Source organism: Streptantibioticus rubrisoli, from assembly GCF_024436055.1.
Lineage (GTDB): Bacteria > Actinomycetota > Actinomycetes > Streptomycetales > Streptomycetaceae > Streptantibioticus_A > Streptantibioticus_A rubrisoli.
Genome location: NZ_JANFNH010000019.1, coordinates 65,977 through 84,742, shown reverse-complemented (window position 1 = coordinate 84,742; position 18,766 = coordinate 65,977). Strand labels below are relative to the sequence as shown.

The 18,766-nt window shown below is 68.6% G+C and carries 21 protein-coding genes; 8 read left to right on the top strand and 13 right to left on the bottom strand.

Translation table 11 applies throughout. The annotated features are described in order from the left end of the window. Positions 1 to 57: 57 nt before the first annotated feature. Both NON19_RS17565 and NON19_RS17560 read right to left on the bottom strand, forming a co-directional pair. A complete protein-coding gene (locus NON19_RS17565) occupies positions 58 to 3,177 on the bottom strand; it encodes an FAD-binding and (Fe-S)-binding domain-containing protein (protein ID WP_255929150.1) in 3,120 nt (1,039 codons plus the stop codon). Between the two features lie 369 nt (positions 3,178 to 3,546). Next, positions 3,547 to 3,711: a hypothetical protein gene (locus NON19_RS17560; RefSeq protein WP_255929148.1), complete on the bottom strand. Its 165-nt coding sequence runs from the start codon at positions 3,709 to 3,711 to the stop codon at positions 3,547 to 3,549. A gap of 40 nt (positions 3,712 to 3,751) precedes the next feature. Here NON19_RS17560 and NON19_RS17555 point away from each other — a divergent pair, with 40 nt between their 5' ends. Further along, a complete protein-coding gene (locus tag NON19_RS17555) occupies positions 3,752 to 3,907 on the top strand; it encodes a DUF6131 family protein (protein WP_255929146.1) in 156 nt (51 codons plus the stop codon). Positions 3,908 to 4,022: 115 nt separating this feature from the next. Here the strand turns inward: NON19_RS17555 and NON19_RS17550 are convergent, their stop codons facing one another. Next, positions 4,023 to 4,736, bottom strand: a complete 714-nt coding sequence (locus tag NON19_RS17550) for an HAD family hydrolase (protein ID WP_255929145.1) — start codon at positions 4,734 to 4,736, stop codon at positions 4,023 to 4,025. A 214-nt stretch (positions 4,737 to 4,950) separates the two neighbouring features. Between NON19_RS17550 and NON19_RS17545 the strand changes: the two genes are divergently transcribed. From NON19_RS17545 to NON19_RS17530, 4 genes are all read left to right on the top strand, one after another. Continuing rightward, positions 4,951 to 5,295, top strand: coding sequence for a DUF3147 family protein (locus tag NON19_RS17545; protein ID WP_255929144.1), 345 nt, complete (start codon positions 4,951 to 4,953; stop codon positions 5,293 to 5,295). Then, positions 5,292 to 5,750, top strand: coding sequence for a DUF3147 family protein (locus NON19_RS17540; RefSeq protein ID WP_255929143.1), 459 nt, complete (start codon positions 5,292 to 5,294; stop codon positions 5,748 to 5,750). Before NON19_RS17545 ends, NON19_RS17540 begins: the two co-directional genes overlap by 4 nt. Positions 5,751 to 6,051: 301 nt before the next feature. Then, positions 6,052 to 6,468 carry a CBS domain-containing protein gene (locus NON19_RS17535; RefSeq protein ID WP_255929142.1) on the top strand — a complete coding sequence of 139 codons (417 nt, stop codon included), beginning with the start codon at positions 6,052 to 6,054 and terminating at the stop codon, positions 6,466 to 6,468. Between the two features lie 247 nt (positions 6,469 to 6,715). Beyond that, positions 6,716 to 7,021, top strand: a complete 306-nt coding sequence (locus NON19_RS17530; protein WP_255929140.1) for a 4a-hydroxytetrahydrobiopterin dehydratase — start codon at positions 6,716 to 6,718, stop codon at positions 7,019 to 7,021. Between the two features lie 60 nt (positions 7,022 to 7,081). Here the strand turns inward: NON19_RS17530 and NON19_RS17525 are convergent, their stop codons facing one another. Then, positions 7,082 to 7,444 (bottom strand): STAS domain-containing protein, encoded by a 363-nt coding sequence (locus NON19_RS17525; RefSeq protein ID WP_255929138.1) that lies wholly within the window; start codon positions 7,442 to 7,444, stop codon positions 7,082 to 7,084. 480 nt (positions 7,445 to 7,924) lie between these two features. Here NON19_RS17525 and NON19_RS17520 point away from each other — a divergent pair, with 480 nt between their 5' ends. Next, the gene (locus tag NON19_RS17520; protein WP_255929136.1) at positions 7,925 to 8,494 is read left to right on the top strand and encodes a hemerythrin domain-containing protein; all 570 of its coding nucleotides are present in this window, start codon (positions 7,925 to 7,927) and stop codon (positions 8,492 to 8,494) included. A gap of 224 nt (positions 8,495 to 8,718) precedes the next feature. Here NON19_RS17520 and NON19_RS17515 read toward each other — a convergent pair whose 3' ends face one another. Genes NON19_RS17515 through NON19_RS17505 form a run of 3 tightly spaced genes read right to left on the bottom strand, consistent with a single transcriptional unit; the run spans position 8,719 to position 10,347 of the window. After that, entirely contained in the window at positions 8,719 to 9,432 is a 714-nt protein-coding gene (locus tag NON19_RS17515) for an SDR family oxidoreductase (RefSeq protein ID WP_372514172.1), read from the bottom strand. Positions 9,433 to 9,491: 59 nt separating this feature from the next. After that, entirely contained in the window at positions 9,492 to 9,806 is a 315-nt protein-coding gene (locus tag NON19_RS17510) for a Rossmann-fold NAD(P)-binding domain-containing protein (RefSeq protein ID WP_255929132.1), read from the bottom strand. Beyond that, a complete protein-coding gene (locus NON19_RS17505; RefSeq protein WP_255929131.1) occupies positions 9,799 to 10,347 on the bottom strand; it encodes an NAD(P)H-binding protein in 549 nt (182 codons plus the stop codon). The genes NON19_RS17510 and NON19_RS17505 overlap by 8 nt, the downstream gene beginning before the upstream one ends. A 194-nt stretch (positions 10,348 to 10,541) precedes the next feature. Between NON19_RS17505 and NON19_RS17500 the strand changes: the two genes are divergently transcribed. Next, a complete protein-coding gene (locus tag NON19_RS17500) occupies positions 10,542 to 11,444 on the top strand; it encodes a LysR family transcriptional regulator (protein ID WP_255929129.1) in 903 nt (300 codons plus the stop codon). Positions 11,445 to 11,580: 136 nt separating this feature from the next. On the opposite strand, the gene NON19_RS17495 is transcribed toward NON19_RS17500, so the two are convergent. The 5 genes from NON19_RS17495 to NON19_RS17475 form a co-directional block, all read right to left on the bottom strand. Next, positions 11,581 to 12,777, bottom strand: coding sequence for a PP2C family protein-serine/threonine phosphatase (locus tag NON19_RS17495; RefSeq protein WP_255929127.1), 1,197 nt, complete (start codon positions 12,775 to 12,777; stop codon positions 11,581 to 11,583). 844 nt (positions 12,778 to 13,621) lie between these two features. Continuing rightward, on the bottom strand, positions 13,622 to 14,452 hold the full coding sequence (gene nadE, locus NON19_RS17490; protein WP_308213702.1) for an NAD(+) synthase: 831 nt from the start codon (positions 14,450 to 14,452) through the stop codon (positions 13,622 to 13,624). Positions 14,453 to 14,657: 205 nt separating this feature from the next. Continuing rightward, the gene (locus NON19_RS17485) at positions 14,658 to 15,047 is read right to left on the bottom strand and encodes a VOC family protein (protein ID WP_255929125.1); all 390 of its coding nucleotides are present in this window, start codon (positions 15,045 to 15,047) and stop codon (positions 14,658 to 14,660) included. A gap of 579 nt (positions 15,048 to 15,626) precedes the next feature. Next, entirely contained in the window at positions 15,627 to 16,055 is a 429-nt protein-coding gene (locus NON19_RS17480) for a hypothetical protein (protein WP_255929124.1), read from the bottom strand. Positions 16,056 to 16,265: 210 nt separating this feature from the next. Further along, positions 16,266 to 16,709 carry an RrF2 family transcriptional regulator gene (locus tag NON19_RS17475; protein WP_255929123.1) on the bottom strand — a complete coding sequence of 148 codons (444 nt, stop codon included), beginning with the start codon at positions 16,707 to 16,709 and terminating at the stop codon, positions 16,266 to 16,268. A gap of 244 nt (positions 16,710 to 16,953) precedes the next feature. Here NON19_RS17475 and NON19_RS17470 point away from each other — a divergent pair, with 244 nt between their 5' ends. Continuing rightward, a complete protein-coding gene (locus NON19_RS17470; protein WP_255929122.1) occupies positions 16,954 to 17,367 on the top strand; it encodes a cupin domain-containing protein in 414 nt (137 codons plus the stop codon). A 182-nt stretch (positions 17,368 to 17,549) separates the two neighbouring features. Here NON19_RS17470 and NON19_RS17465 read toward each other — a convergent pair whose 3' ends face one another. After that, a complete protein-coding gene (locus tag NON19_RS17465) occupies positions 17,550 to 18,077 on the bottom strand; it encodes a MarR family winged helix-turn-helix transcriptional regulator (RefSeq protein WP_255929121.1) in 528 nt (175 codons plus the stop codon). Positions 18,078 to 18,766 lie beyond the last annotated feature (689 nt).

Here is an 18,766-nt window from a genome sequence, read left to right as displayed (position 1 = left end):
CGGTTTCGCGCAGGAGCAAACGTGCAGGCGGGCGGGCGCAGGCCCCGCCTTACACGGCTAACCGCCTATACGCCGAAGCCACCTCACCGTGGCCGCGGTCGCGGCTGCCGCGGTGACCAGCGTGGCGGCGGTGGCCGCCCGCGCGGCACGTGGGCAGGGCCGAGGGCGGTCGGCGAGCTTCTCGGGGCGGTCGGCGGGCAGCGGACCGTCCAGGCCCATGGCGAGGGCTTCCGCCAGGTGTAGTGCGCCACGACCGGTGCCCGCCTGGTCGATCTGGGTGCGGCAGCTGAAACCGTCGGCGAGCACGACCGCGTCGGGAGCCGCTCCCCGGACCGCGGGCAGCACGCCCTGTTCGCCGATGGTCATGGAGATGTCGTAATGGCCTTGCTCGAAGCCGAAGTTGCCAGCGAGCCCACAGCATCCGGCGTCCAGCACATCGGCGTCGACGCATGCCCGGCGCATCAGCTCCCGGTCGGCGTCGAACCCCAGCACGGCGTGCTGGTGGCAGTGCGTCTGCACGGTCGCGGTGCGGTTGAGCCGGGGCGGCCGCCAGTCCTCGGGGGCGTCATTGACCAGCAGTTCGGCAAAGGTGCGGAACTGCTGGGCAAGCCGCTGCGCGTCCTGGTCGCCGGTCAGGAGTTCCACGGCGTCGGCCCGGAAGACAGCGGTACACGACGGCTCCAGGCCGACGATCGGGGTACCGGCGTCGATCCACGGCCGCAGCACCTCGATGCTGCGGCGCAACACCCGCTTGGCGGTGGCGAGTTGACCGGTGGAGATCCAGGTCAGTCCGCAGCACACCGCGGCGGCGGGCACGGCGACCCGGAACCCGGCGTCCTCCAGCACACGCACCGCGGAGCGGGCGACGGCCGGGTGGAAGAAGTCGCTGAACGTGTCCGGCCACAACAGCACGGCCGCTGGATCGCCCGGCTCGGGCTGGGGCACGTCACGTGCCGCCATCCACCGCGTGAACGACTCCCGAGCGAACAGTGGGGCCGTACGCTCGACGCTCACCCCGCTCAGCCGCTTGCCCAGCCGGGCCAGGCCGGGGGCGTGCGACACGGCGTTGACCGCACCCGGCGCCAGTCGGGACAGCCGGGCCCACAGCGGTAGCCAGCCCAACGCGTAGTGCGCGGCGGGCCGCGGCCGCCCCGCGTAGTGGTGCGAGAGGAACTCGGCCTTGTAGGTGGCCATGTCGACACCCGTCGGACAGTCCGACTTGCAGCCCTTGCAGGCAAGACACAGATCGAGCGCGTCGCGTACCTCGGTCGACCGCCAGCGGTCGGTGACCGGGGAGTCGGCGTGCCCGCCGAGCATCTCGAACAGCAACCTGGCCCGGCCGCGGGTGGAGTGCTCCTCCTCGCCGGTGGCCCGGTAGGACGGACACATCACCCCGCCGCGTTGGGTGCGGCAGTTGCCGATGCCGACACAGCGCATCACGGCCTTGGTGAAGGACCCCTCGTCCTCGGGATAGCCGAAGTTCGTCGTGCCCTCCTTCGGCCGCCACCGCGGGCCAAGACGCAGTTGGCCGTCGACCGGATGCACGCTGTGCGCACCGCCGTGGGGTGCGACGACCTTGCCCGGGTTCATCCGGTTGTCCGGGTCGAACAACGCCTTGACCTCGGCGAAAGCGGTGACCAGCCGGTCGCCGAACATCCTCGCCAGCAACTCGCCGCGAGCCTGCCCGTCGCCGTGCTCTCCCGACAGCGAACCGCCGTAGGAGGCCACCAGGTCCGCGGCGCGGAAGACGAAACGGCGGAACTGCGCCACCCCCTCCGCGGTCTTGAGCGCGAACGGGATGCGCGTGTGCACACAGCCCTGGCCGAAGTGCCCGTACAACGCGGGCTCGTCGTAGCCGAACTCGTCGAAGAGGGCTTTGAGGTCCCGCAAGTAGTCACCGAGCCGTTCCGGCGGCACCGCGGAGTCCTCCCAGCCCTCCCAGGTCTCCCGGTCATCCGGCGGGCGGGCGGTGACGCCGAGGCCCGCCTCGCGCGCCTTGAGCATCTCCTGCTCACGCTGGGGGTCGTCGGACAGGACCACGGTCTCGTCCCGCTCACCGCGACCGATCGCCTTCAGCAGCGATTGCGCCTGTCCGTCGGCCTCCTCCTGGCTGTCGCCGGTGAACTGCAGCAGCAGCCAGCTGTCGCCTGCCGGAAACGTCGTCAGCGACTCCAGGTAGGCGTGTTCCTCACGCATCAGCTGGGCCATCCGGCCGTCCAGCGCCTCCAGTTGGGAGGGCTTGGCGTGCTCCAGCAGCCGGGGTACGTCGTCCGCGGCCGCGCAGATGTCGGGGTAGCCGAGCACCAACACGCATTCAGCCGCCGGTACCGGCACCAGGTCGAGCTCGGCGTGCAGGATGGTCACCAGGGTGCCTTCACTGCCCACCAGCGCCCGGGCCAGGTCGAAACCCTTCTCCGGCAGCAACGAGTCCAGGTTGTAGCCGGACACCCGGCGTGGGATGTCAGGGAAGCCACGGCGGATGTCACCCAGGTACCGGCCGGTGATGTCGCGTAGCCCCTGATAGAGCTGGCCCACGCGGCCGCCCGCCGCCACGATCCGCTGGTATGCCTCCTCGGAGGTCGGCCCGACCCACAGTCGGCTGCCGTCGTAGGTGAGGATCTCCATGCGGCGTACGTTGTCCACCGTCTTGCCGTAGGCCTGGGCGGAGGCGCCGCAGGAGTTGTTGCCCAGCATCCCGCCCAGTGCGCAATGGCTGTGGGTGGACGGCTTCGGCCCGAACATCAGCTTGTGCGGCGAGAGTTGACGGTTCAGCTCGTCAAGCACCAGCCCGGGCTCCACCACGCAGGTGCGGGCCTCGGCATCGACGGAAACCAGCCGGTTGCAGTACTTCGTCCAGTCGATGACGACCGCGGTGTTGGTGCACTGCCCGCCGAGACTGGTACCGCCACCTCGGGAAAGCACCGGCGCGCCGAACTCGGCACACACGGCGACGGCCTCAGCGCCCGCCTCGACGGTGCGCGGCACCACGACGCCGATCGGCACCTGCCGGTAGTTCGAACCATCCGTGGCGTACGCTCCCCTACTCCCCGCGTCGAACCGCACCTCGGCGTCCACACGCGCGCGCAACGCCTTCCGCAATCCGGCGCCGTCCAACGCGGGGCGCGTCGGAAGGATCGGGACCGTACCAGCCGTCCGCTGGTCCGCTGCCTTCCTCATGCCCGTATCGCCTCCCTGCCACGGCAACCGTTCGCGGCTCGCCTCTTCACCTACCCGCGCTTCGCCGCCTTCCACGGGCCCGAAGGCCGCGGTCGGTCAATCCAGGCCAAACCTTCGGCCAACTGGCCCAAGAGGGCCGATGGCCAACGATCTGCAAAGGAGTTCGTCGGCCGGGCGGAAGACGCCGCGCACCACGCCGATCGCCTCGCGACCTCGCTGATGTACGGGCGCGGTTACCCCGCAGAAGGCTCCGAGTAACAGCTCAAGGACCTTTCGGCAGAGCACGGCCTGCTCTCCGACGGCGGCCAGACCCGGCACCCCGCCCACGCTGGCCGAAGCACGGAGGGACCCGCGCCCTGCCCAGCGGCACTACCGTGCCTGCTTTAACCGCCTGCTCAGCACGGAGCGGAACGGTTGGTCGGCGCCTTCGGTCGCGGTGCGCGTGGTCGGCCCCTGGCGGCGCTCGTCCAGCAGCGGCCGCAGCGGGGTGCCTGCCTCTCGGCAAGGGTTGCCGCCGAAGGCTCGCGGGACCATCGTTGGAACAAGAGGCTTGTCCGAGAGATCGGAGGCTGCTGTGATCATCCTCGGTATCATCTGCCTCATCGTGGGATTCCTGCTCCACATCGCCATCCTGTGGACGATCGGGATCATCCTTGTAGTGATCGGAGCGATCCTTTGGCTCCTGGGAGCGGTCGGACACGCCGTAGGAGGCCGACGGCACTACTGGTAGCGAAGGGCCACGAGCCGCCGTCATCGACGGCAGGAGGAGGCGGCCAGGCGCGACATGACGGAAGTGGGATGCCGGACGCGAGATGCGGCGGCGACGCGAGATGCGAGCGGCCCGCCTAACGACGGGCGTCCGCGAAGGGGCTCGAGTCGATTTCGGCGAGCAGATGCCCGGGATCCTCGTATACGGCCAAGGCACCAGCACGGCGCAGATCGGCCCCCGGGACTCCACCGGACAGCAAGGCGACGCAGTCCACTCCCGCCTTGGCGGATGACTCCACGTCCCAAACGGTGTCACCGACGAAGACGGCGCGGGACGCGGAGACCCCGGCGCGGTCGAGCGCCCGCATGACCAAGTTCGGAGCGGGCTTACTGGCGTCCACGTCGTCCGCGCTCGTCGCCGCGGCGATGTACTCGTCGGCTCCGATGGCGGAGCGCATGGCGTTGAGTTCGTACTCGCCCGCCGAACTCGCGAGCATGACCTGCCATCCGCGCTGGCTGACCGTGCGCAGTAGGTCAGACGCGCCCTTCAGGGGGTGCAGGCGTTCGAGGTAGGTCGCGAAGAGCGCCTTGTGCGCCTGCGCGATCTCGGCGTCCTGTCCGCTGTCTCGCCCGTCGCCCAGCAGATGGGCGACGAGCTTGTCCGAGCCCATCCCAACTGCGCTGTGGATGGCCGTCATCGGCACCGTGTGCCCGGACTGGCGGAACGCCTCCCACCACGTGACGACATGGAGGTAGTTGGTGTCCACCAGCGTGCCGTCGACATCGAAGAGGGCGGCGCGGCCCGCGTCGTCCCGTTGTTCGTCGTGCGTTTTGACGGAATGCCTCGACACTGGCATCACCACCTTCCCGAACGTCGAGTGTGCATCGGGTACCCGCGAAGGAGGCCCCCAACCGTCCGTTCACGTCGGGGGGGGCGGGCGCGGGGCGCCGGGAGTGAGAGAACGCCGAGTCATGCGCGGAGCAGGGCGCTGGTGACATACTCTCAGGGAACACCAGCGCTTCCTCCCCGGTACACCGAGCGGTCCAGGGCCGCTCTCGGAGGCTATGAACTCTCTGCTTGAGATCTGCTTGAAGGCCGTCATCGGCGGCCTTTTCGTGGTCTGCTTCGCTCTTGTGGCGGAAGCCGTCCAGCCCAAGCGCCTGGCGGGAGTCTTCGCCGCGGCGCCATCGGTCGCGCTGGGGAGCTTGATCGTGACGGTCGCGTTCAAGGGGCACCACGATGCGGCACTCGCCGCACGGGCGATGGGAATCGGCGCCGTCGCCTTCACCGTGTACTGCCTCGTCAGCGTCCCGGCACTGGGCAGGCTCGGGGCTCTGAGGGGTTCCGCCACGGCGATCGTGGTGTGGATCGTCCTGGCCGGTGCCGTCGTCTTCCTCGTGATGCCATGACTTCATCGCCGAACGGTGAGCATGGTGGTGAGCAGGGCTCTGCCGACCGGGTCCGGTTGGACGTGCGCGCGGCCTTGCGCATGCCGCGCAAGGACTTGCTCATCCGCTTCGCGTTCGGCGTCGGCGTCTCCGCCGTGGCCGCGATCGTCTCGGCCGCGGTGGGACCGTTCCAGGGAGGAGCCCTGCTGGCCTTCCCAGCCATCCTGCTGGCCAGCCTGACCCTCGTCGCCAAGGAGGAGGGTCTGAGGCGAGCCCGTGATGACGCCCGCGGCGCCGCACTGGGCACCCTCGGGCTGCTCGCGTTCGCGGTGGTCGCCGCAGTCCTGCTGCCGCACCACTCCGCATGGCTCGCTCTGGGCGCCGCCACCGCGGCCTGGGTGGTCGTCTCACTGCTTGCCTACGGTCTGCTCCGTGCAGTGGGTCACGGCGGCGATGAGCGAGGGCCGAAGCGCTAGCCGTCGGCGTGTACTGACCGTCCGCGCGCCGCCCCTGAGCGGGAGACTGCGGTACGTCGACTCGGTGTGAACACGAGTGACGGCACGCCTGCCCCTGATCGCCGATTGACGCCGACGCACATGGGTACCGATACGGGTGTTGGGTAGGCGACGGTGCGGGATCGGAGCAAACAGCCCCCGCAGACTCCGGACGACCGCAGCACTGCTGGGGCGCCGAGAGGCATCGCCTTCTCCCGGGGTCCGCGCGCCTGTCATACGACGAAGCGAAACGCGAACGGCCAACACCCATGCAGGAGAAACCATGACTACTGCCAAAGAAATCATGCACCCCGGCGCGCAGTGGATAAAGCGCGAGGAGATGCTTGATCAGGCCGCGCGACTGATGGCGCGGCTGGATGTCGGCGCGCTGCCGGTCAGCGATGAGAACGAGCGGTTGTGCGGCATCATCACCGACCGCGACATCGTCGTGAAGTGCATCGCCAAGGGACGCAACCCGGCCGAGACCAAGTGCGCCGACCTGTGCGAGGGAACCCCGCGCTGGGTTGATGCGAACGCGGACGTCAGCGACGTACTGCACGAGATGGAGAGCCACCGGATCAAGCGGCTGCCCGTGATCGAGAACAAGCGACTGATCGGCATGATCAGTGAAGCGGACCTGGCACAGCACCTCACCGACGACCAGATCGCGGAGTTCGCCGAGACCGTCTACGGGAGGTAGGCCGACCGTCGAAGCGCTCAGCGCCGGTCACCCGGGACCGCTTGCGGCCAACGTCGCGCCGGTAAGTGTCCGTGGCGGCGGCAGGCACCGCCACGCTGGGTGAGCGCGCAAGTGACGCGGCCAGTGCCAGTCTGCGCACCGCGTGGAGCGCTCGGTTTGCTGCCACCTCTGGGCCAGACCATGCTGGAGAGCGAGCCGCACTCGCGCTGAGTGCTTACCAGCCGCTACCGACCGCCAGGAGGACGTCGTGGCCAGGGTGCTCGACAATGCCGAGATCACGGAGCGTATGTCCGACGCCCGCCTCAAGGACTGGCGGCGAGAGGGCGACACGCTCAGCCGGACGGTTGAGGCGCACGACTTTCCGACCGCGGTGCGCATCGTCGACAAGGTCGTGGTCGATGCGCAGAAACTCGACCAGCACCCCGACATCGACATCCGCGACAAGACGGTGCGCTTCGTGGTGCACTCCGACCGCGGTCTGACCGATGTGGACCTTGAGCTCGCACAACGCATTGAAACGGCGGCTGGTTCGTACACCCGCGGTCATGCCTGATGCCCGGTTCGGGATGAGCCAGCACGGTAGGTGCGGCTGAAATTGTGACAACCTCGCCGTTTACTGACCCGTCACATCGCCGGGGCCGGGTTCTGGTCCTGTCATGCCCAGCATCTCGCAGAGGTCGAAGAAGCGGAGCAGCCTGAGAACGGTTGGTGCGGTCACCCCGGTCACTGTGAAGTCAACCTCGGCACTTCGAGCCTGCTGCCGAGCCGCCAGGAGAAAACCCAGGCCACAGCAGTCACAGAAGGACACACCGGCGAAGTCCACAACGATCCGGTCGGGCCGCCCTTCCAGCGCGGCTTGGAGAGCCTGTTTCAGACCCGGACCGGTCTCGACGTCGATTTCTCCGAAAACGGCAACAGTGACCTGCCCGCCGTCCCAGGAGACAGCGGTGGTGAGTCCCCCGTCGGCGACGGTCATCGGCGCCCCTCGGAGGTGAGCGTAGTGGGGCTGGATCGCCTGCTACGACGGTAGTGCACTTCACTGTCGGTGAGATCCCCGAGCCCCGACGGCCTGGCAGCGGTCGCCGGGATCCCATACGCCAGAAGCAGGTCCTGGCACATGCGCCCATTTTATCGTCGGAAGCCCGTCCGGCCCCGCCGAGCGGCGCTCGCGGTGTTCCGGTCGGGGCCGCTGCCAGCCGGGGACACCCGTCGCAGCCGTATCCAGGGCAGCACGGTCGGCGCGCCGGAACACGCGCGGCGCTGACCATGGCCGAGGCGCCGTCCGGCGCCACGTCGACATCGTGGTCCGCGCTACGCGGCAGGCGACGACTCGCGCGGCGCCGGACCCGCATCCGGCCCAATTCCGCCGGTCCTGGCGTTATCCGCCCAGCAAGGCGGGAACTGGTGGCTCCGTACGATGTGACGGGGTGTCAGGTTTCTCGGAAGGGCAGGAAAGATGGAGCACAAACCCGACGTCATCGAGGAGTTGACCGCCGACCACCGCGAGGTGGAGGTCCTCTTCGAGCGGCTGTACGGCATGGCTCCGGGATGCGCGGAACGCAAGCTGACGTTGGACGCCCTGACCATCGAACTGGTCCGTCACTCAGTCGCCGAGGAGCAGCACCTCTACCCTGCCGTACGCGAGCACTTGGAGGGCGGCGATCTTTTGGCTGACAAGGAGATCGCTGATCACGGCCACATCGAGGAACTGCTCAAAGCCTTCGAAGGACGGGATGCCGACGACCGTGACTTCGACCAGCTCGTACGTCAGCTGCACACCGAGGTCAACGCGCATGTGGAGGACGAGGAACGCAACCTCTTCCCCAAGCTGCGCGACGGCGTCCACCCTTATGTCCTGGAACTTCTCGGCGACAAAGTCAGGGAGGCGAAGAAGACCGCTCCCACACGCCCTCACCCGCAGGCTCCCAGCACCCCGCCCCTGAACAAGCTCCTGGCCCCCGGACTGGGACTGGTCGACCGGGTCCGCGACTACGTCACCGGCCGCGGCCACAGCACCAGCGACTAGGATTCCACCTCCCTGGCCGCAACGCCGCCGAGAACCCGGACTGTCACGACGTACGGCCAAGCCCCTCTATCCGAATGTGGTTTGACGTTCAGTGGGGTTTCGCCGAGGTCGGGGAGGATGCCGGTGCCTTCCGCGGTGTGCGGGGTGACGCGGTCGGCCAAGCCGTGGTGGGCCAGGTGGCTGCGCGCGTGCCGGGTGGGGGTCGGCGGGTGTCGGTGCGCTGTTCATACGGGTTGTCCGATCGGTCGGATGGTGAGGGTGTTGAGGTCGACACCGTCGGGCTGGTCGAGAGCGAAGCGGATGGCTTCGGCCACCGGTTCGGCGGGCATGGCGAACGGGGGTGCGGTGCCGTCGGCCCAGAACGGGGTGTCGGTCATGCCGGGAGCGACGAGGGTGACGCCCACGCCGAGGGTGGTGGCATGCAGGCGGATGTTCTCCGCCAGGCCGGTGACGGCCCACTTGGTGGCCGAGTACAGGTTGCCCGGAGCGTTCTTCAGCCCGGCGACACTGCCGATGAGCACCAGCCGACCGCGGGTCTCCCGCAGGTGGGGCAGGGCGGCTTTGGCCAGCAGGGCGGGCCCGAGCACGTTGGTGAGCACCATGGGCGGCCACAGGGCGGGATCGCCGTCAGCGATGGGGACGGCCGTGGTGCCCAGGTGGTCGCCAGCGGTGAACCCGGCGTTGGCCACGGCGGCGTCAAGGGCGCCGAACCGCTCCACGGTCCGGTCGACGGCCGCCTGGGTGGCGTCCCAGTCGGCCGCGTCGGCGATGATGCCCAGCAGTTGGTCCGGGCACGCGACCGCGTCGACGAATGCGCGGAGCTTGCCTTCGTTGCGGCCGGTGACGGCCACGCAGTGGCCCCGTTCGATCAGCAGGCGTGCTGTGTGGGCTCCGATGCCGCTGGTGGCACCGGTGATCAGCACGGTCTTGCGGTTCATGGTCATGCTTGGCTTCCTTCGTGGTGCTTGCGGTAGGGGCCGGTTGCGTCAGCGGCTGGTCAGTGCGCTGTGCCCAACTCGGCGACGGCGGCCTTGGCGAAGTCGGTGATGCTGGTCCGGCCGCGCTCCGGGGTGTTCTCGAAGCGGATGTGGCCGGTGTTGAAGCCCTCCCACATCTCCTCCCAGCTGCCGACCGCCGCCGGTGGCAGACCAATGCGGGCCAGCGTCTGCCGCCACTGGTCGCGTTCGACGACCTGAGGGGCGACTGGCCGACCGAGAGTGTCCGCGAACGCGGCGGCGATGTCGTTGGGCGCGTAGTCGGCCGCGGCGGCCAGCTCGATGGTGCGGGTGCCGTCACGCTGTAGCTCACGCACGACGGCCGCCGCGATGTCCGGCACGGCTGCGTGCGGGATCGGCCGGTCGAGCGGGCTGAAGAAGCTGGGCAGGGCTGTCGCGCATCACCGGCAGGCTCGGTAGCCAGTTGGTCATGAAGTTCCCGGCCCGCACGAAGCTGGCGCCCAGCGGAGCCAGGGCCTGCTCCAGGATGTGGGTGGTGACGATATTGCCGGTGCCCTCGGCATGCTGGGCGCCGATCGAGGACAGGGCCACCACTCGGCTGCCGGCGGCCCGCAGCGCGGTGGCGTAGGCGGCGGCGACCGCGCGGGCCGAGGCCAGCATGTCGTCGCTGCCGTAGTCCGGTGGGTTGAGCACGTAGACCGCACGCGCCCCGGCAAACGCGGCCCCGAGGGCGTCGACGTCCCGCACGTCGGCGTGGGCGACCTCAGCCCCCCGGCTCACCCATTCCTCACGACCGCGGCCCGGCCGCAACACCACACGAACCCGCTGGCCCTGATCGAGCAGCTCGCGGGCGACGGCTCCGCCGGTCTTCCCGCTCGCTCCCATGACGACGTACATCGCGCACTTCCTCCGAAGGGTCTGAACGCCCCGGCACTCTCACTACGAGGCACCGGATTGCGTCCAACCCTGCGGACCAGGCACCCGCTGCGTCCAAGACCCGTTCCGCACCGCGTGATACCAGATCGACATCACCGCAGTTGAGGCCGGTCTTCCAGGCGGTTCAAGACAGTGCGGAGCGTTAGGGTCGGAGCATGGCCGAGAACATCGCGGACCTGGATCTGCGCATGGTGCGCTACTTCACCGTCGTGGCCGATCACCGCCACTTCGGCCGCGCGGCAGCAGCGCTCCACCTCGCGCAACCATCCCTGAGCCGACAGATCCGCCGCCTCGAGGAGCAACTGGGAGTACGTCTGCTGGACCGCACCCCGCAAGGCACCGACCTCACCGAAGCGGGACGCGTGTTCCTGCCGCGCGCAAAAGCACTGCTGCGCAGCGCGGCCCAGGCGGCCGCGGAGGCCAGAGCGGCGGCGGAGCCCACCCGGCTCACCGTCGGGTACACCACCGGCCTCATCGTCACCCCGGCGGTGCGTGAACTACGTCGCCGACACCCGGACGCCGACGTTCGAACCCTGCACCTGTCGTGGGACGAACCGCGCGCGGCCCTTCTTGACCACCGGGTCGACGCCGTGGTGGCCCGGCTGCCGTTTCCCACCGACCAACTGCATGTGACGGTCCTCTACGACGAGCCACGGCTGCTGCTCGTGCCCGCCGACCACCGCCTGGTCGGCAAGGAGTACGTCACCCTCGACGACATCGCCGACGAACCCCTGCCCCGGTTTCCGGACCAGGCGTGGAACGCGTTCTGGCGCGTCGACCCACGACCCGACGGCCGCCGCGCGCCCGAGGGACCGCTGGTGGAGACGGTGGAAGACAAACTCGAACTCATCGCCGCCGGAGATGCCGTCTCCATCGCCCCCGCAGGCTCCGCGGCCATCCACATGCGCCCCGACCTGGCCGCCATCCCACTGCAAGGCGTCGAACCTGGCCACGTCGTGCTCGCCACCCGCGCAGGCGACCGCGGTCGCCTGACAGCGGCCTTCCGGCACGCCGCCCAGACGCACCTCACCGGCCCGTCAGCCCCAAGCCAGGCCTGAGCGATCTCGGTGAGGCGCGGGACGATTACCTCTGCGACTCTGCGACTGCCGCGAAGCTGGAGAACGCCTGCCAGGCACGCTCTTCGCGGTGGGCTGGTGGTCAGGGCAGGCGCGATCGGGGAAGTAGCTGGCTTCGTCAGCACAGCGTTGTTCGATCACCGTTCCATGGTTCGCGACCGGGGCGGTGACGGAATCCGTCAGCGTGGATGGTCTTCGCGTGGTGGCGTTGCCGGTGAGGCGCGCGATTGCGGTGAAGGGCGATGAGGGCGGCGTCATCACCGAGGCGTCCGTTGGTGTGGGCGAGCAGGTCGCGGCGAATGTGGTGCATCAGTGCGGCGGGGCTGCTGTCGGTCCACTGAGTGGCCCGTTCCACGAGCGGATAGAAGTCGCCCTTCGTGTCGCGGGCCTCCACGACACCGTCGGTGTACAGCAGGAGGGTGTCGCCGGGCTCGAAGGAGAAGACGTCCAGGGTGTATCCCGGCAGGCCGACTCCCAGCGGCGGCGCGGGGTGCAGGCTCGGGACCGTGACGGCCTGGCCGGGGGTGAGCAACAGCGGCGGATGGTGCCCGCAGCTGGTCATCCTTGTGATGGGATCGTCGTCGGGGATCTCCACCAGCAAGGCCGTGGCGAACCGCTCTCCGGCTTCCTCCTCCGGTTCGAAATCGGCAAGATAGCGGCCGACGCTCTCCTCCAAGGCAGCGGCCAAATCCGGCAGGCTGGTGTGCCGGTGGGCCGTCTCGCGGAAGGCGCCCAGGAGCAGGGCGGCCTCGCCGATCGCGGCCAGGCCCTTGCCCCGCACATCGCCGATCATCACCCGGACGCCTCCGTCGGTGCGGGTCGCCGCGTACAGGTCACCGCCGATCTGTGCCTCGTCCTCGGCAGCCAGGTACATGCTCGCGATCCGCAGCGGACCGATCCGCTCCGGCAGCGGCCACAGCAGGACGTGCTGCGCGGCTTCGGCCACCGTCCGCACCTGGGCCAACTGCCGAGTGCGCCGCTCGCGCACCTCACACAAGATCACGGCCACTACCGAGAGCACAGCCAAAGTGGCGAGCTGCACCACATGATTCGTCGTCAGTAGCCCGCCGTGAAACACTCCGATGATCACCTGCGCGGCCAGGGCCAGCACTCCGATGAGGCCCGTCACCCAGGGACCGGCGAACGAAGCGGTGATCGCGGGCGCGATGACCAGGGCCGGACCCAGGTGGACATCCGGCGGAGAGTGAATGTCCACCACAGTGATCAGCACGATGAGCACAAGAGGGATCACCAGCAGCGAATGATGCGCTTGCCATGGCCGCCGAATACCCGCAAGGCTCTGCCGGAGCCCCATGCCTTCCACTCTGCCCTGCCCAAGAGGTACCCGCCAGTGCGACCAACCGCCCCGTGGCGGCCAATCTCGTCTGCCGCGGTAGTGCGACCGTGCCATCGGCGCGCTTAAGCAGGCTCGCTACCCAACTCACGAACGCCTACCCGCTGCCGCGCTTCGCGTGCCGGTGTCGTTGATCCGCCCTGGCCAAGGGGTACGGCGGGGCTCGCGAGGCCGCGTCGCACCGGCCAGCTCTGCTCGCCCGCTGGCTTCGGGGTGCCGCTGATGCCCTCGACTGTTGCATCCGACGCCGAGGCCGCGCCCAAGCGGCGCCTCGCAGCGCGCGGCATGGCGTGCCGAGTGCGGCAGCGAGCACTGCCGTGGCGGCCCAAATTGGGCCTTGGCACGTATGGAACGGCTACCTCTCGGATTCCTGAACGGATGGTTGCGGTCGACGCGTGAGGGCGCCGGAGACGGTCACCACAACCGGCCTCTCGGAAGAACAGGCAGGGGAGTTCGTCGCTGGGGAAGCGAGGACCGACCAATCCACGCGTTGGCGCCGATGCGGGGGAGGGGAATCCCCAACTCGCCGCCCCGGAAGATGAATTCTGACACCACCGCGGATGGCGTCGAGATCAGCCTTGTCGGCCACCAGATGACTCTCGGCTCGTCGCCCTTCGACAGGCGAGGCGCCGTCGGCTGGTTGCCGTTCGGTACGCGGACGCGGTGGCACACGAGCGCTTGGTGGAGCAGGCGCGGCGGCCGGCCCAACGGCAGCAGGCGGGTCGCCTCAATACGCACTGGCACGTATGTGCTAGTCGCCGCCGGATTGCAGGTCACGGCCGAGGACACCAGCGGCTTGAGCGACTCAGGGAGCGATCGGCAGCTGCCGCTTGTGCTCGGTGAGCCGGTAGCGTTGGACTATCGCCGCGAATGCGGCCTCATCGACGGGCTTGCCTTCCAGGAGGTCGTCGATGTCGTCGTAGGTGACGCCGAGCGCCTCCTCGTCGGGCCTACCCGGGTTCAGTGTCTCCAGATCTGCGGTCGGGGTCTTCCAAACCAGCGCGGGCGGCGCACCCAGCGCCTGCGCCATGGCCCGTACGCGTCGCTTGGTGAGACCGGTGAGCGGAACGACATCCGCCGCGCCATCGCCGAACTTGGTGAAGAAGCCGGAGACTGCCTCGGCCGCGTGGTCAGTACCCACAACCAGGCCTTCGTGCGCGCCTGCCACCGCGTACTGAGCGATCATGCGTTGCCGGGCCTTGATGTTGCCGTGCACGAAGTCCTGTTGGTGGGCGTCGCGGAAGACCATGCCGCTGGCCAGCACCGCCTCCAGCGCGGCGTCGCTGGCGGACTTCACATCGACGGTCAGAACCCGGTCGGGTCGAATGAACTCGAGCGCCAGTTGCGCGTCCTTCTCATCAGCCTGGGCGCCGTACGGTAGCCGCATCGCGAAGAACGTGGATTCCCGCCCGGCGGCACGGAGTTGCTCGACCGCGAGCTGGCACAGCCTGCCCGCGGTCATGGAGTCCACACCACCGCTGATGCCCAGCACCAACGAGCGCAGGCTCGTGGAGGTCAACTGGGCGGCGAGGAAGGCCACTCGGCGCTCGATCTCCTGCTGTACATCGAAGGACGCGCTCACTTGGAGGTCCCGGGCGATGTCTTGCTGCAGGGATATGGAGGTCAGGTCGGTCACGGTGGCTCCTCGGTCATCCCCGGGGCGTGGCAGGCGCGCGCCGCCGGGCGGGACCGTAGGCGGCCTGTGCGGCATGTGCGGCATGTTGGGACGGAAGCACTCTAGAGGAAGACGTCGAAGTCCTGCTGGACCAGGCGACTTGCCGCTACTGGACCCGAGTAGTTGGCAAAGCAGCGACGAAGCGTGCCGAGCGCGGCAGCGGCGGTCAGCCTGGTGCCCTCACGGGCGTGTAGGTGCCAAAGCTCCATACGTTGCCCTCGATGTCACGGGCCATGTAGTCGCGGGCCCCGTAGTCCTGGTCAGTCGGTTCCATCAGGACCTCCGCACCGGCCTGCTGGGCGCGCTTGAAGTGGGCGTCGGGATCCTCGACAACGACATAGACGCCGACTGGGCCAGCATCGCCGATCGCGTCGTCGAAGACGCCACCAGCGCCCCTCGTGCCGAGCATCACCGTGCCGTCGCCGTAGGACAGCTCGGCGTGCAGCACCGTGCCGTCCTCGCTCTCGTACACCGCACCCCTGGTGAAGCCAAAGGCCTCTGTGAGCTGCTTGATCGCGGCATGCGCGTCCCGGTACCGCAGCGTCGGGCAGATCATGGGAGCATCCGTCGTCGCGACATCATGGCATCACTGGTCCTCAATCAGGAGTCAGCCCGAAGTGGGCTGCCCCCTGTCCTACAGCCTGGCCGGAAGCGAGGCAACGTCCCACACCGCCAGTTGGCCGCGGCATCCGCTGCCCCCGTCGCCTGAACGCCAGCCAGGCAGATGGTCGTTGGCGTGGAATCCGTCGAATGTTCTCAGCTTCGAGGAACTCGACAAGATCGCCGGAGAGGTGCTGCCCGAGCGGACCGTCATGGGCATCGTGTCCACCGCTAGCGGACGTACGTACCCGAGCGGTATGGCAGATCAGGGGGTAGCGTTGCGGCGTGAAGTCAGTGTCGCCCCGGTTTCCGCCGTATCCGATCCGCGGCGTGCGCGTGCTGCATCAAAGGCTGAACTGCGGGCCGCACTTCGCGCAGATCGTGGTGGAGTTGTCGGGGCGGGGCAAGATTCGGGTACCCGCGTGGCAGGCGGCCGGGGGCGACGGGGACGCTGGCCAACGCAGTGATCCCCGGCCTACGCGGCGCCCGCGAGAGACGGTGCCGGTCCTGGCAGGGACCCGCCACCCTTCGCGTCTCAGGTCGCGAGGACGCTGATCCCGAGGGTCAGCAGCGCAGCAACTTTGGCCAACTCAAGAGCCACGTAGACCAGATGGGCCCGGGAACGCGGAAAAGTCTCTCCGGCGAGCACTCGGTCGGACCTGCGGTTGAGGAGAGGTCGGACGACGGCGAGCTGCACGGCCAGCAAAAATGCGGTGATGGCGGTCGCTGCACCCACCGATGCAGACGGGTGACCGACGGTGACAGCGGCCAGGATGACGACTGCGAGCACCGCCTCGACCGCATTGAGCGCCCGGAAGACAATGCGACCGATGCCGAGTCCGATCGGCACGTCCACTCCGGGGGCGCGGAACTTCAACGGCGTCTCCAGAAAGGAGATCGCCAGAACCATTCCGAGCCAGACGAAGGTGACCGCCGCGGTTACGGCGGCTGATGTGGCATCCATGGCTTCTTCGCCCTTCCGACGTGGGGTTAGCCCTCTTGTCGCACGGTCCTTGGCCACGTAGCGGCCGGGGATGGGTTGACTCACTGCTGGGCGAGCCAGTGGATCGGTCCGAACACCTCGCGGGGCCTGGAAGGCGCCCGTACCTCCACAATCTCGCTAATGATCTTCCAATTCAGGCCTGCGAACCTCTCAAACCCAACACGCGAGAGTTCACCCGGGGCGCTGGCCCACCAGCCCGACCAGTACCGGGCCAGTGGGCGGCGCCACTAGGTCAGACACGGTCAGCGGGTCGAGCGCGGCGTAGAACCTGTCCTGCGCCTCGCGTAGTGCTCGTCGGAGTCTGCAGGCCGCCCGGAGGGGGCAGGGTGCATCCCCTTCGCAGGAGGCGACATCACTTTCGCCCTCGAGCTCACGGGCCAGCCAGCCGACCGAGGCCTGTCGGCCCAGGCCGGTCAGTTCGAGGCCGCCGCCGCGCCCGCGCCGGGCCTCGACCACGCCGAGGTGCTGCAGTCGGGCGATCGCCTTCGCCATATGGGTGTACGGCACGTCCATGACCTCCGCCACACCGCGGGTGGGGTAACGGTCATTGGGCCCCGAGACCGCCAAGGACATCACAGCGCGCAGTGCCAGGTCAGTGAACTTCGTCAACCGCACGCCACGACGCTAGCAAATACGCATGCTAGATTCCAATTTGAACAGGGCTGGCAGCTGTGTGGATTCGGTCACGGGGGCGTGGCTTCGCTCCCTACGGCTCCCGCCTTTTGGTGAATCCCCGGCAACGCGGAGGCGGTTGCATCGCTTCGGTGCGAGGGTTCCAGGAGGCGGTGCCCGCGTTGGTTCGAGGCCAACGGGGGCTGGCCCGCACGGTTGTTAGGCACGCATCGGACGGTGACAACAGATGGCTGACGAACCTATCGGCCCCCTCGGCCCGAGCGGCGGCGCTCCGCTTCCGCGGCAGCTCTGCGACGTCAAGGCACTCGCGGCCCTCGACTCCGCGTCGGCTGGAGCGGTGTGGCGGCTGGCTCAGCCTGGACGGCAGCTTGACGCCAACCTTGTCCGACTCATGCCCGACGAACACATCGACACCCACGTCGAGCCGGACCTCGATGTCCTCCTTTACGTCGTTGCTGGAGACGGCACCTTGGACACGCCATGGGACCGGCAACCCCTCACGGAGGGCGGTCTGTTCTGGCTTCCCCACGGCTCCACCCGCGCTGTCACCGCGGGCAAGGACGGCATGTGCTACCTCACCGTGCACCGACGCCGCCCCGGCATGCGGATCCAGACCCGGCCCACACCGGGAACCAGCTGAGGGAACGTGCGTGCCGCAGGGCGGTCAGTGCCCCCGGAACGCCGCTAGCAGGCTCGGCGTGATGCACTTCTCCATGGCTGCGCAGGCACGCAGCCAGCAGTTGGAGCCTTGCCGTGGTGGCCGCGTCGGTCGGGCGCAGTGCGGAGGCCGCACGTCCCCGCGCAGGCCGCGGGGGCGTGGAACTAGGGGTGAGTGAGCAGCGCGGCGTCCAGCATGAGGTCTTTGGCTGGTTCGTCGGCGGCGGCGATCAGCGCCCGGAGGGCTTGGACGAGCCCGGTACGTTGGTGGGCGGGGAGGCGTTCCACGATCGTGGCGATGTCATCGTGCCGACGGGCCAGCACCTCGTGGACGAGGCGACGCCCGTCTGCGGTGAGTCGCAGGATGACCTCCCGGCGGTTGTCCGGATTGACCTGGCGGTCCACGTGTCCGATCGCTTCAAGCTTGTCGATCATGCGCATGGCCGTGGACGGGTTCACTCCGAGCACGGATGCGAGTGCGGCGAGCTTGACCGGGCTCTGGCTCTCGAGGACGACCAGTGTTCGCAACTGCGGCAATGTCAGAGCGGGATCGATGTCGGCGAGCGCGCGGGCGGAGATCGCCACGAAGAGCCGCGAGGCGACCATCACGGCGGCGCTGACTTCATCGACGGCGTCGCTGCCCGGCGGCACCACCGACTGGGGTCGCCCGTTGTTCTTCACCTGCTGCCCCATGGCCCCGTTCCATCATCCCGTAGCCGAACGCACCGTATGTTCGGAAATATGTAGATTTGTAGCGCTACCGGCATTATTGCGTGTTGCAATGGTATCCCGAATGTGAGGGGAGGGCCCAGGCGTGAGTGCCGTGGCGTCGCGCGCAGCGGGTGATCCCAGCGCACTCCCGACCACCGCCGCTGGCCCTTGCCGTCTGTCCGCTCTGCGACGGCAGCCGAAGAATCGGGATGGACGCGACCCGGCGGGCTGTAGTGTTGCGCCGTACCATCGGTCTGATCGCGTCTTCGACGCCACTCTGCGCCGCGCCCTGCAAACGGCGACTGTAGTTAAGTTGCCTGGTTTGGCAAGCTGTTGACCCGACTAGCAGTCGAGGGCGTCGCTCAACCAACACCCGAACTGCCAGCGTTGTCTAAGGGAATCAGTCCCGGACGTTGACGGCTTACTCGGCAGGGAGCGCTTCGGCCGCACGACCACGCCCGGTATCGGCCGTCAGCCGCCGGGCGTACGGGAACTGGATGTGTCCGTGTTGAGCGAACTCGGCCAATTGGTCAGGGCGTTGGGGGCTGACGCGTAGACGGTGGCACCACGGCCGATGAACTCCTAAATGGCCGCGGTAGGTGCACGATTCGAGGGTGCAGCCAGGGGCACCCGGGATCGAGCCCCAACCCGGTGGATGGCCATGGGTGCGT